The 14216-nt window shown below is 35.7% G+C and carries 12 protein-coding genes; all 12 read left to right on the plus strand.

The features are described 5' to 3' along the window. Positions 1-73 precede the first annotated feature (73 nt). The 12 genes from I7804_RS05205 to I7804_RS05255 all read left to right on the plus strand — a co-directional run bounded on the left by I7804_RS05205 (position 74) and on the right by I7804_RS05255 (position 14197). Positions 74-1693, plus strand: a complete 1620-nt coding sequence (locus I7804_RS05205) for a WecB/TagA/CpsF family glycosyltransferase (RefSeq protein WP_248405289.1) — start codon at positions 74-76, stop codon at positions 1691-1693. 129 nt (positions 1694-1822) lie between these two features. Beyond that, a complete protein-coding gene (locus I7804_RS05210; RefSeq protein ID WP_248405291.1) occupies positions 1823-3073 on the plus strand; it encodes a glycosyltransferase in 1251 nt (416 codons plus the stop codon). A 191-nt stretch (positions 3074-3264) separates the two neighbouring features. Then, complete coding sequence (locus tag I7804_RS05215; RefSeq protein WP_248405938.1) at positions 3265-4380, plus strand: glycosyltransferase family 4 protein; 1116 nt, start codon at positions 3265-3267, stop codon at positions 4378-4380. A 3-nt stretch (positions 4381-4383) separates the two neighbouring features. After that, the gene (locus I7804_RS05220; protein ID WP_248405293.1) at positions 4384-5988 is read left to right on the plus strand and encodes a hypothetical protein; all 1605 of its coding nucleotides are present in this window, start codon (positions 4384-4386) and stop codon (positions 5986-5988) included. A 23-nt stretch (positions 5989-6011) separates the two neighbouring features. Then, a complete protein-coding gene (locus tag I7804_RS05225) occupies positions 6012-6902 on the plus strand; it encodes a hypothetical protein (protein WP_248405294.1) in 891 nt (296 codons plus the stop codon). After that, positions 6812-7072, plus strand: a complete 261-nt coding sequence (locus I7804_RS19365) for an alpha-1,2-fucosyltransferase (RefSeq protein WP_420314859.1) — start codon at positions 6812-6814, stop codon at positions 7070-7072. The genes I7804_RS05225 and I7804_RS19365 overlap by 91 nt, the downstream gene beginning before the upstream one ends. 52 nt (positions 7073-7124) lie before the next feature. After that, positions 7125-8600 (plus strand): hypothetical protein, encoded by a 1476-nt coding sequence (locus I7804_RS05230; RefSeq protein ID WP_248405296.1) that lies wholly within the window; start codon positions 7125-7127, stop codon positions 8598-8600. 10 nt (positions 8601-8610) lie between these two features. Beyond that, positions 8611-9729: a glycosyltransferase family 4 protein gene (locus tag I7804_RS05235; RefSeq protein WP_248405297.1), complete on the plus strand. Its 1119-nt coding sequence runs from the start codon at positions 8611-8613 to the stop codon at positions 9727-9729. 20 nt (positions 9730-9749) lie between these two features. Then, entirely contained in the window at positions 9750-10469 is a 720-nt protein-coding gene (locus I7804_RS05240) for a glycosyltransferase family 32 protein (RefSeq protein WP_248405299.1), read from the plus strand. 23 nt (positions 10470-10492) lie between these two features. Beyond that, on the plus strand, positions 10493-12244 hold the full coding sequence (locus I7804_RS05245) for an ABC transporter ATP-binding protein (protein ID WP_248405300.1): 1752 nt from the start codon (positions 10493-10495) through the stop codon (positions 12242-12244). A 25-nt stretch (positions 12245-12269) separates the two neighbouring features. Beyond that, positions 12270-13226 carry a glycosyltransferase gene (locus I7804_RS05250; protein WP_248405302.1) on the plus strand — a complete coding sequence of 319 codons (957 nt, stop codon included), beginning with the start codon at positions 12270-12272 and terminating at the stop codon, positions 13224-13226. After that, positions 13226-14197: a hypothetical protein gene (locus tag I7804_RS05255; RefSeq protein WP_248405304.1), complete on the plus strand. Its 972-nt coding sequence runs from the start codon at positions 13226-13228 to the stop codon at positions 14195-14197. Before I7804_RS05250 ends, I7804_RS05255 begins: the two co-directional genes overlap by 1 nt. The last annotated feature ends 19 nt before the right edge of the window (positions 14198-14216 follow it).

Below are 14216 nucleotides of genomic sequence, written 5' to 3' on the forward strand. Positions count from 1 at the left end.
TGGACGTTCACCCCGATAGATTGTATAATTTAATGAGGATTTTGTAAAGTTACGTGAGAAATAGGAAGTATAAATGCAGATAGAATCTTATTTAAAACGAATATACAGAAAGCATACACTGCTTCTGGACTACGTATGCGTGATAGTGTCGTATACACTGGCACTGGCATTTAGATATATAGTGTTCTCAAGACTATATCAGAAATCACTCACCATATCAGCAATATATATAACCATGGTGCTGGTGCTCATAGCACTTCTGACCTTCATAACCTATGTTGGCAATGACAGATTCAAGGTAGTGCCGCAGGAGAGTAAGGCAGAGGTTGTATTTGACGTTATCAGGATCCAGGTTGTCATGCTGTTTGGCATAGTGATATACCTCTTTGCAGCAGGTTGGAGCGGATATGTATCAAGGACAGTCCTTGGGCTTGTCTTCATATTCAATACAGTTCTGGATAGCTTTGCAAGGCTATGGTATAGAAAGAGAATTCTTGATAAAATATCCGGTGACGTCAAGGACAGACACTATCTCATGGTGACGGATAAAGCTAGTAGCAGCTTTGCTCCCAAGCAGTTCGAATTATCACATCCTGGGATCGTGATGGATGTAGTGATTATTGATGATATGGAGGCAAGAGATAGAAGAGCTTCCGGAGCTATTGATATAAGCAGTACTAAAGACGGACAGGATATTACTCCGAATTCTGAGCTTATACATGACACAGCTTCGAATTATGAGCTTATCTCAGATATCCAGAAAGGCTCCTACATTAAAGCCTACATATATCTTCCGAGTAGTACACAGAATCAGATCTTCGATATAGTAAGACAGCTTGAAGATAAGGACATACCATCAGATATCATCCTATCGGCGCTTGGTGACAGGCCTGAACTTAGAAACTTCTCGGATGACAATGGCTTTAGAACTCTTAATTATACTGCTATGCAGAAGAAGGGAAGCGTACTAGGAGTTAACTATACCATATCAACTATATCCGAGGCTGTATTCTATGTTAGACATCACCTTGATAAGCTTAAGGGCCAGTATATATGCTTCTCTAACGTTCATACTACTGTTATGGCACATGATAGAAGAGACGTACTGGAAGCTGAGAACAGTTCAGCCTTCACATTCACAGACGGAGCACCGGTAGCAAGAGCACTAAGACATCAGGAAGAGAGCGATGCTATCCGTATGGCAGGTCCTGACTTCATGAAAGAGATGCTCATATCCTCCATGGATGGCAAGACTAGCCACTATTTCTACGGCTCTTCCGAGAAGACGCTTAAGGCACTTAAAGACAATATCGAGAAGACCTACCCCGGTGTTGTAGTTAAAGGGTACTATTCACCGCCATTTAGACAGCTGTCAGATGAAGAAGATGAGCAGATCATAGATATGATAAATGCTGCAGATGCAGATGTCATCTGGATAGGACTTGGAGCTCCAAGACAGGAGAAGTGGATGCTGGCGCATAAGGATAAGTTCAGAGGCGTAATGGTAGGCGTTGGCGCAGCATTTGATTTCCATGCAGGGACTATCAAGAGGGCACCTAAGTGGATGCAGATGCTGTCACTTGAGTGGTTTTATAGACTGCTTCAGGATCCGGCGAGACTATTTAAGAGATACTTTGTGACTAATATAAGATTCCTGTGGTTACTAATGGTAGACAACAAGATAAAGCGTTAGCATTAACGGCAGAGCTTTTATACTTATTTATGTTATTGATATGCGAAAAGCCAGCATAGGATATGTGATCACGAGAGATCATCATGCATATCATCAGTGATCAAATAAATCAGTACAGAAAGAAGTTATATGAAAATACTTATAGTCAATAAATTCCTCCACCCAAACGGAGGCTCAGAAACATATATATTTGAGATAGGAAAGCAGCTTCAGAAGATGGGCCATGAGGTCCAGTATTTTGGCATGGAGCATGAAGGAAGAATCGTAGGTAATCGCGTAGAGAGCTATACTCAGGATATGAACTTCCATGGCGGTGGACTGTCTAAGATTACCTATCCCTTCAAGATACTGTATTCTAAAGAAGCAAGAAAAGCACTCAGACCAGTCCTTGAAGACTTTAGGCCTGACGTAGTACATCTTAATAACATCAATTTCCAATTGACCCCTTCTGTAATAGACGAGGTCAAAAGTTTTGATAAGAATATCAAAATAGTCTATACAGCTCATGATGCCCAGTGGGTATGCCCTAATCACCTGATGCGCATACCATCTACCGGAGAGAGATGCCTTAGATGCATAGACGGAGCCTATGGTAACTGCACTAAGCATAGGTGTATACATGATTCTAAGCTTAGAAGCCTTCTGGGACAGATAGAAGCACAGATTTATAAGAAAAGACATACCTACAAACAGGTAGATACCATAATAAGCCCCAGCCAGTTTCTTGCGGACGTATTGTCGCACAATGAGGATCTAAAGGGCAGGATAGTGACACTTCACAATTTTGTAGAGGTTCCGGAGGCAACCAAATATGCCGCTTTGAATAAATGCAATCAGGTAACATTAAGCAATAATGAAAAGAGAGATTACGTTCTCTATTTCGGGCGCTACGATGTTGAAAAAGGGATTCGTATTATATTGGCAGCAGCCAAAAATCTTCCTGAAGTAGATTTCGTCTTTGCAGGCAAGGGTAACTTCGAGAAAGAGCTAGAAGAACTTCCTAACATCCAAAACGTAGGTTTCCAGGATAAAGAAGGAATTGCTAAACTGATAAAAGATGCAAGATTTAGTGTGTTTCCTTCAATCTGTAATGAAAATTGCCCATTCTCAGTTATAGAATCTATAGTCAATGGAACTCCTGTAGTTGGTTCTGATATTGGTGGAGTTCCTGAACTTATAGATGATGGTAAAACGGGAATGCTATTTGAAGCGGAGAATGTATCAGATCTTACAGATAAGATTTTTAAACTCTGGAATGATAACGAACAGATTCAAAAAATGCATGACAATTGCCTGCAGGTAGCTACAAGTGATAGATTTGATACACTTGAGGGTTATTGTGAGAAATTGTTGAAGATTTATGACGAATCAAAAGAATAAGCTTAGTAATAATTCGTTTTATTGGTGGAGTGGGAACTATACTGTGATGTAGCCTAATAATCAAAATCGGAAGTTTATTTTTGAATAATTAATAACTTCTGAAGAATATGATATAATACAATAATTTGATTAACGCAAAAAAGTCTTGGGAGTACTAAAATTTGAAGCAAAATAAAAAGTTGAAGATAGCTATGATAGGTCAAAAGCGTGTTCCATCGAGAGATGGGGGCGTGGAGATTGTTGTATGGGAACTGGCAACACGTTTAAGAGATTTAGGATATGAAGTGGACTGTTACAATCGCTATAATAAGAGCGTCAAATTAGCAGAAGAATATGAGAAAATCCCTGGTAAACGTGGTTGGTACAAAGACGGAATTAGGATAATCACAGTACCTACGCTAAAAAATGGGAAACTAAATGCTGTTATCTACTCGTTTTTGGCAACAATAAGGGCTTTATTCGGAGGTTATGATGTGATTCATTTTCATGCCGAGGGTCCATGTCTTATGATTCCGATAGCTAAATTTTTGGGAAAAAGATGTATAGCAACAATCCACGGGCTTGACTGGCAGAGAGCCAAATGGGGCAATTTTGCATCTAGGATGCTAAAAAAAGGTGAGAAGAATGCCGCTCTGTACGCAGATGAAGTGATAGTTTTATCTAAAAATGTTCAGGACTATTTTAAAGAAAAGTATGGAAGAGATACACATTTTATACCAAATGGTATTTCTGCTCCTCAGAAGGTAGGACCAAAGGAAATAACAGAAAAATATGGACTTAAAGGCGATGATTATATTCTGACTCTTAGTCGTATAGTTCCTGAAAAAGGTATTCACTATCTTCTTCATGCATTTAGAAATATCGATACCGATAAAAAGCTTGTTATTGCAGGCGGCGCGAGTAATGCAGCCGAATATATGGAAGAGATCAAAGCACTTGCTGCCAAAGATACTAGAGTTATAATGACAGATTTTATCCATGATAGAACTCTTCAGGAAATATGTTCTAACGCCTATATCTATTGTCTTCCTAGTGATGTTGAAGGAATGTCAATAAGTCTTCTTGAGATGATGAGTTATGGGAACTGTTGTCTTGTAAGTGATATTGAAGAAAATGTAGAGGTTGTAGAGGATAAGGCGCCTACATTCAAGAAGTCGGATGAAGATAATCTTGAAAATGTTTTGAGATATTTGTTAGATAATCCAAAGGAAGTTGAGAAATATAAAAAAGAATCGTCTGATTACATCTGCAGTAAATATAACTGGGAACTGGTGGTTGATGAGACGATTGCGATTTATAAGAGATGATTTATGAATGAACAAGTTACGGATAACCTATCGTTTATTGAAATAATATATATCGTATATATTTCAGCCGTATATTTTGTAAGAGGTATTGGAGGCTACGAAGGTCAGCCTCTATTTAATGCTACACTAGTACTGGCTTTGTTATTGTTTGGCGTAAAAGTTATGCTGACAAAGCATACTGTTTCAGAATATATAATAATTGCTCTTCTTATGCTACTTGGAGGAATTATATATTACAAAACGGGAGAAAAGTGGTTTCTCCTAAATATGACAATGCTTTTGGGTGTAAAGGATATTGACATAAAAAAAGTACTTAATATTGTTCTTTGGATATTGTTATCAACATTCGTGGTGGGTTTTTTATTATGTCTTACAGGAGTATTGACTCCTGAATGTATGCTGCATCCCAAAAATGGTATTGGATATATAATCTGTTATGGAATGATTTATCCTCATCCTAATTCATTTCATAGTATGTTCTTGCTTATAACGGCTCTTATTATATATAAAATAGGCATTTGCAAAGGAAGAAAGCTGTTATTGGAAACCATCCTTCTCATTGCGGCTAATATATATGTATTCCTTTATTCTTTCAGTTATACCGGCTTTGGATCTACCATGCTGTTAATTCTCTTAAATGCTTATTTTCAGTCAAGAAAAGACATTAGTAAAGCTGAATATATAATAGCCGAAATGATATTTCCAATTTGTATTATCTTTTCTTTGGTTGGACCTGTAACCATAACGGGCAGGGCTTTTGAGATAATAAATAAGCTGTTATCTACAAGGTATAATCTATCCAGATATTTTTTGACCGAACAGCCGATGTCATTATTTGGTACTCGTTTCGAAGTCCCTAACTATACATACAATATTGATTGCTCTTATGTTTATCTATTTATGCAAATGGGAATTGTAGCTTTTGTTATAGGTGTTATTGGATATATTGTACTTATTCATAAGCTGATTAGTAATAACAATCGATTAGAGCTAGCAATAACACTGGCATTTTGCATAGCTGGTATTGCGGAGCCTTTCTTGTTTAACTCGTCTTTTAAGAACATCACCATTATGTTTATGGGAGTTGTACTTTATGAATTGACAAGTAAGCTATCAAACTTCAGTTTTTTGATCAAAGAAATACAGATTCTGCCTCAAGAAAAGATAGGCTTAATTAGTAAAAAATTAGGACAGCTGACCAGCAATGCACTCGATAGGACAAGGATATTTTCAGTTTGGAATCTGTGCAAGAACAACAAAAAAGAAACAGGCATAATAAGGACGGTAATAGTTGCCTTTATTATAGGAGGACTATTAGCGCTTTTATATTTGAGTTTTACATCAAATCTGAAAGGTGTTTTTGTAAGTGAAGAAGTCAATCAGACGACGAGCGATGCGCCAGTTGAATACATGACTAGTGCAGAAGCTACAGAATATGTTAATGAAGGATATGAAATAATAGGATATACATCAGCCACTGACCCTTTGTATGGATATTTTGGGATCACAGGAACTATAGAATATTCTAGAAGAGTTATCAGCATATATGTCTGGAGTGTTGCAGCTATGTTGAGTGTAATATTGGTTATTAGATTAATTAAAAAGTGATTTAGACAAGAGGTAATAGATCTATGATCGTAGCACATATGGATTCTGGGCTTGGAAATCAGATGCTGGATTATGCTGAATTTCTGGCAATAAGAAAAGGTAATCCGGATAAAGAAATATATATAGAAACTGCTATATACGAGTTATCTGACAAAGAAAAAGGTATGATATCTCAATGGAACGGATTTGAACTTGACAGAATCTTTGGAATCAAAGCTCCGTTACTAAAGGATAAAGTAGGTGAATCTTCTTGGAACAGAATTACAGATAAGCTTGCCAATAGTCATTTTTGGGATAATAATTGGGCATATTCACAAGTTCTGGTAGATGCTATAAATGATGAAGGATATAACCTTTCTAACCTTCAAAAAAATGCCCGTGAAAACATAATTGCTGAACATAAATATAAGCAAACTAAAGGAAGACAATTACTTAGAGCTTTCTTTCAATCAGAGCCTGGATATCATGTAAAGCAGATCTTGAAGCGCATTATGGAAGATAAAGTCGTTAAGGCTGAAGCTGACAAATATGATGTGTTTCAGCAATACGAGGATGATGTATATACAGGCCATTCTTTGGAACTTAAATATAAGAATACAGGCATTGAAAGAATTGAAAAGGAAATCAGAGAAGCGTTTGTTTTTCCGGAGATAACAGACGAGCTGAACCAAAAAGGGATAGATGATATAAGGTCTTGCAACAGTGTGGCAATCCATGCAAGACGTGGAGATATGTTATCACAAAATGCCTATTGCTATAAATATGGTTATTTCAAAAGGCTGTTAAGTATATTAAAAAGAAAGTCGAAAATCCTGTTTTTTATATATTTACTGATCCTGGAAGCATGGATTGGTGTAAAGAAAATGGAGATATTTTTGCCTTGGATTTCTCTAAAGATAAGATTAATTTCGTGACATGGAATAGTGGCGAGAATAGTTTTAGAGACCTTCAACTGATATCGGAATGTAAGCATTGTGTATTTACAGAAAGCTCGTTTGGTTTTTGGGGAGCATGGCTTAATAAAAATCCAAACAAGATTACAATAGCTCCGGATCCGACGATCAATGCGACTAATTGGTTTTAAAATAGCACCATTTTTGAATTACTAAAATACATATAAGGATATACTAGATACAATGATTAAAACAATCACAAATAGTCTTAGAAAAGACATAAAAGAATTGAATGATTCTATGAAGCTGTTTGATAGAATCTTGATGTTGGCTGGCCTGATTTTTTGTTTTGTAACAATGTACTATGCGGATATCACAGTTACAGGACAATATGGACTGACCTTTTGGGATTCTTTGTTTGATTTTAGATTTCTAAGCTTTTATGAAAATGCACTCAGTAACGGTGTAGCACCGGAAGGGGCAGTTTATGATATCGGAACCTATGTATTTTTCGGTATCTGGCAGTTTCCTGTTTGGCTTTTGAACAAACTCTTTGGAATTAGCCCTCTTGCTGTAGGAAGTCTTATGTGGCTAAAACTTCTCCCTGTAATATTTGCATTATTGTCAGCGCATGAAGTGATGCTACTGAGCAAAAAAACTGGTGTTAAAGACAACTATATAGGAGCTGTAGGCACAATTTTTCTTCTTTCATCTACTGTAGTATTACCTGTATTTGTTGTTGCTCAGTATGATGTTATTTCCCTGTACTTTATGGTAAGGGCTATAAGAGAACTTTTGGATAGCAATGAAAATAAGTTTTATATTTTCTTTGCTATATCTATGACCGTAAAGCCGATTACAATCCTGGCGCTGTTCGTTATTGTAATACTTCGCGATAAAAATATAATTAAGATCATTATAAATGTTGTAAAGGGATCATCCCTTATGATCTTATGCAAACTTATTTATTCTTTGAATGAGGCTTATCGCATAAGTTGTAGTGGATTTCTTCAAAAGAATATGCCTAATCTGTTCAATGTTTCTTTAAACTTTGGCCTGGATAGCGAGCTTTCAATTCTGGTACTTGGACTTGTTTTTGTATATGTGATTGCGTATCTAAGCAAAGATTATGGTATTAAAAATGGTGATAATATCGTATTGAACTCAAGACTGATTATTTTTTATGTTTTTGCTGTTTGGGCTGTTTTTGTTGCTTTTGGATCACCTACATGTTATTGGACCATATACATAGCACCTTTCGCTGTACTGGTATCCTTTATGAACAGCAATAATGCGGATAGATTTCTTCTTATCGACGCGGCTATGAATGTAACATTAACCATTATCCTTGCCCTTCATTTTACCTGGGTTTATGGAGGAGATCATACTTTCTCGTATTTGATTCTCAAACCATTTTGTAAATGGGTTGAAGAAGGTGTTCAAAGAACTACTGTAGCAGGTTTGTTCAGATGGATATTATCAGGTGGAACTCTTGTACCTGCTGTTTTGGCAGTATTTGTTGGCTGCCTTATGATTATGGTGATATGTACATATAAGGATTTAAAAGAAAACTATCTAATTGATCACATAGAAATTGATCCTAAAGTAGTAGAGGGTGCAACAGATTATCCTGTCATATGGAACATAAGACTTAGAATACTTCTTTTGTGGATATGGATATTGTTTGAACTGGCTGCATTCTATTATTCACTTAGATAAAGGATAAGAGATGAAAATACTTATTGTACGTCCTTGGCCGTATGAACTGAATCTGAAAGGTTATAATGTTCAGGAAACAGGGCTTGCAAGAGCGCTGGTAAGACGTGGTCATACGTGCGGGATAGTTTTGTATAGAAAAAAAGGGAAAAGCTATTCCGAGCTTCTTGAAGAGGGTATAGTTGTATATCATCTTCGAGGATTTAATATATTAAAGAATGGTATATTTATTGGTCTGTCTAAAATAGCAAAAAAGTATGACATTATTCAGACTAATGAGTATGACCAGATTCAAAGCTGGATGTTGTATAGAAAAACAGGTAATGGCAAGAAGATAGTCGTATACCATGGCCCTTATTATGACGAATTTAATAAGGGATATAACCTTAGATGTAAGCTGTTTGATATTTTGTTTCTTAGTCGTAGTTCCAGAAAACTTGCTGGTGTTGTGTGCATGACTAAAAGCCCACAGGCCGCAGATTTTCTGAAAAGTAAAGGCTTTACCAATGTAAGATCGGTTGGAGTTGGAATTGATCCAAAACCCTTTGAAAATGTCGAGATTATAGATCAAAGAATCAGATTACCAGAAAAAAAAAAAATAAATATATTGTATGTAGGCAAAATAGAAGAAAGACGTAATATAGATTTTCTTTTGAGTCTATACGAGGAATTATCTTTAGATGACCGCTTTTATTTTACAATCATTGGAAACGGAGAGAAAGAATATGTATCCAAAATGATGCCACAGATAATGGAATTAGAAAAAAGAGGATGCCTGCAGTATTTTGAAAAAGCATCTCAGCAGGAATTATCTAAAGTGTATCAGGCATCAGATATAATGCTATTTCCATCAAACTATGATATATTTGGTATGGTCCTTTTGGAAGCTATGTATTTTGGTTGCATAGTTATAAGTAGTAATAATGGCGGATCTGGTACGCTTATAAGTAGTGGAGATGACGGAGTAATATGTAATGGCTTTGATAAAAAAGAGTGGATCAGTCATGTCCATAATATAATTGCTGATCATGATAAAATGACAGCAATGAAAGATAAAGCATCTAGAAAAATAAGAGAACATTATACATGGGATAAGATAGCTGCTGAATTTGAATCGGAATATTTAAAGTGAAAGGTTGAGGGCTGGTTGCTTTGATACCCAAAATAATTCATTACGCCTGGTTTGGAAGAAATCCAAAGTCAGAGCTTATAAGGAAGTGTATTGCTTCATGGAGCAAATACAATCCAGATTATAAGATAATAGAATGGAATGAGGATAATTATAATGTTAATAGCATTCCATATGTTTCTGAGGCATATAAACAAAAAAAATGGGCATTTGTTGCTGATTATGCTAAATTTGACATACTTAATCAGTATGGCGGAATAATATTGGATACAGATGTAGAATTTTTGAAACCACTTCCTGATAATATGCTTGAATCTGAGGCATTTTGTGCATTTGAATGTAGTAGAGGTGTTGCGCCGGGACTTATATATGCGTCAGAACCGCATCAAAGAATATTGGAACAGGTAATCGAGGAATATAAGGGAAGATCATTTTCAACGAATAATACAGTTGGAGATATTACAACAGCTATTCTTAAGCAGAATGGCTTAGTGATAAATGATTCTTTTCAAAAGATCAATGGTGTAGATGTGTATCCAAATGAGTATTTCTGTGCTTTTGATCACGAAACGCAGCACTTTACTATTACTGATAATACAGTTTCAATCCATCACTATACAGCATCATGGTCCAACTGGAAGAGGAAAGCGCATTTTAAAATGATATGGCTTCTTGCAGAATTATTAGGACCATCAACATACTTAAAACTTAAACATAAATTTTATCATCCGAAAAAAGACTAAGACTTTTCAGATAAGAGGTTTAAATGGATATTTTAAAGAAATTCAGATATATATTCAGTCATAAGCAAAAAATAGAAAGTTGTGTGATCTTTGTTCTCATAACAATAGGTACTGTGTTGGAACTTCTTGGTGTTTCAATGCTGCAGCCTGTCATTAACTGCATAATAAGCCCTGAGAAGATAATGAAATATAGGCTTTTGAATGTTATATTTACATATTTTGGCATTAGTAGTGACAGAGTTCAGATTTTATGGCTCCTTATAGGTATAGTAATAATATATCTTACTAAGAATATTTATCTGGTATTTATGTATAGAGCTCAATATAAGTATATATATTCCAATATGCGAGAACTATCTACAAAGATGATGAAAAGTTATCTTGCAAGGTCATATTCCTACCACAAGAAAAAAAGTACAGCTGAGCTCCTTAGAAATATAAATCAGGATACAGCTGACTTTTTTGGCGTTATACAGGCGCTCGTTTTCTTGTTGACAGAAGGAATGGTTGTATGCGCATTAATAGTCTATCTTTTGATCATGGATAAGTCTGTTACTATAGCAATAGGGCTCATGTTAGCTGTAGTTGTGTTTTTCTTATATAAGTTCTATAAAAAGTTTTTGCTTGTTCTTGGACAGCGAAACAGAGAATGTGAAGCTAAAGTTAATAAGTGGGTACAGCAGGCATTTGGCGGAATCAAAGAAGTTAAGGTAATGAATAAAGAAAACTTTTTTTATGAGCAGTATGATAATGCCTATGCAGGAAGAGTACATAGTGAATATAGCTATCATACATTTATATCCATTCCTAAACCGCTTATAGAAGCAGCTACTATTTCGGCGCTTTTGGCTGCTGCAGGACTTAAGATAATTCTGGGTACAGCTCCGGCATATTTTGTTCCGACATTATCAGCATTTGTCGTTGCAGCATATCGTCTGCTCCCGTCTTTTAATAGAATTACTGAATATCTGGGGACAATAGCATATCAGAAACCCGCTGTAGATGCTATCTATAAGGATCTTAAAGAAATAGATAGTACAGTTAATAACAATGGTGAATATAAGTCAGTAACAGATTCAAAGCTAGAACAGCCATTACCACTTAATGATGCTATCCATATTCAAAATCTTGGATTTGGATATGAAGATGATAATAAAAGCATATTTAATGATGTTTCATTCGACATAAAAAAGAATACATCTGTAGCATTTATTGGAGCCTCAGGAGCTGGCAAGACAACGTTGGCAGATATTATATTGGGGCTTTTGCCACCAACAAACGGAAGTATCAAGGTTGATGATAATGATATCAGAGATAATCTTTCTAGGTGGCATAAGACTATAGCTTATATTCCTCAGAATATATACATATTGGATGATACTATAAGAGCTAACATAGCATTTGGCCTTTCTGATGCTGAAATAGATGAAGAACGTCTTAATGATGCTGTAAAAAGAGCACAACTTTCTGAGGTTATAGAGGAACTTGATGAAGGTCTAGATACAGTAATTGGAGAAGGTGGAGTGCGTTTTTCTGGAGGCCAGCGTCAGAGAATAGGAATAGCAAGAGCTTTATATAATAATCCGCAGGTTCTTGTGTTAGATGAAGCTACATCTGCACTTGATAACGAAACAGAAAAAGCTGTTATGGATTCAATTGAAAAATTACATGGCGAGATCACACTTATAATTATTGCTCACAGGCTGTCAACAATACAGGGATGCGATTATATATACAGGATTGAAGATGGCAAAGCAGTTCTTCAGAAGAAATGATCATAGGGAGCTATTATCATAGAATATGAGTAAAATATCAGTAGTGCTGGCGGCATATAATGGATCAGCAACAATACTTCGCCAGATCAGTTCCATAATGATGCAAACAAGAAAACCTGATGAAGTGATCATTATTGATGATGCATCTAATGACGATACGGTAGATATAGTCAGACAATTTAAAGAAGACAATTGCCTGGATAATTGGATGATCATTCAAAATGATCATAATGTTGGATGGAAAGAAAATTTTAAATTGGGCTTTAGTAAAGCGACAGGAGACCTGATTTTTCCATGTGATCAGGATGATTTTTGGTATGACAAAAAAATTCAGATAATGACTGAGATAATGGATGAAAGTCCTAATATTGAGCTTTTAGTATCCAATTATAAAATTTGCTATAAAGGTACCTCCCCTACTGAGAATTTGGCATATTTGTGGAATCAGCTGCATATGTCCAATGATAGAAGCCTTAAGCAGATATGCTTTGATGAAAAATGGTACTACACAAGTAGGCCGGGATGCACGTACTGTTTTAGGTCGGACTTGTTTAGTAATACATTAAAATTATGGAAAAAGGAACTTTCTCACGATGGCCAATTATGGAGATATTCGTGTATAAGGAATAGCCTGTATATTTATAATGAGCCACTTATGGATTTTTGGCGATATGGTAGTAATTCTACAAGCACCAAGAGAATGACTAGAGAATCTCGTATTGCCGAACTTGAAACAATGTTAGACTTTTACAAACATTGCATACATAACTTAGAGTCTATTATAGGTACTGGTGAAAAGGGTAAGAATAAAGCGGCAAACAATATAATGAAGGCTGGAGTTGAAGTTATAAGTAAGAGAATTGAGCTGCTGGAAAGAAGAAAACCCACTATTACAGATGAATTAAAACTATATAAGAAATATAAAAATTATTATATGGGTATACCTGCGGCAATAATTGACTGGAAAGTCGGACGTGAGTAATGATTAAATATATTCTGAAAAGAAACAAACTAATAAACGACTTATATATAAAGATCAAGTGGAGAGAACGTAACATATCAAGAGGAAACGATTATCCTGGTCTGAAATTTTATGTTATCAGAAGGCATAGCAGGGAAGCTGGACTTTTCTCGTTTTTTATTACTAATCTAGGAAGTATCGTTAAAGCAATGGATGAAGGATATATCCCTGTTATTGATATGATGAATTATCCAAATTCATTGATTCCTGAGAGTATGGTAGGAAAACATAATGCATGGGATGATTATTTCTTTCAGCCATGTGATTATTCTATGGCAGATATTGCGCATGCAAAAAATGTAAGATTAGGTTCGATTAATGCACCGAATGAATATCCAGACTATAACATCTTTAAAATCAAAGAAGAATTAGAACGGTGGAGACATTATTCAAAAGAATTCATGACTATTCTTCCTGAACATGTTTCAAGTGCTGAAGCTTATTATGAAGAAAAATTTAAGGATAGAAGAGTTTTAGGTGTACTAATTAGAGGGACAGACTATAAGAATAAAAGACCTTCAGGCCATCCTGTACAACCTGCTATAGAAGTGGTAATAGCCAGATGTAAGCAGGTTTTACAAGAAAGAGGATGTGAATATATTTATCTTGCCACTGAAGATGAGGAGGCATATAGAGCTATAAACGAAGCTTTTCCTGAAAAGGTTTTTAGTTACCAGAAAAACAGGTACCATATTACGGGAGAAGAGTATTTATCTGATCAGCTAAATAAGAGTCTTATGGAACACGGAATAGATCAGAATGAGATTCAAAAAGCGATTTACGAGCGTAACAGGCAGTATTTAGTATCGTTAATAGTATTATCTAAATGTACATGCCTTGTTGCTGGAGCGACTAGCGGTACTATAGGTGCTGTATTATTGTCTGATGGCTATGAGTATCAGGATATCTTTGATCTAGGTAATTATACCTAAAAAAGTATATTTGGAAGGC

Origin of the sequence: Butyrivibrio fibrisolvens (genome assembly GCF_023206215.1) — a bacterium.
GTDB lineage: Bacteria > Bacillota > Clostridia > Lachnospirales > Lachnospiraceae > Butyrivibrio > Butyrivibrio fibrisolvens_C.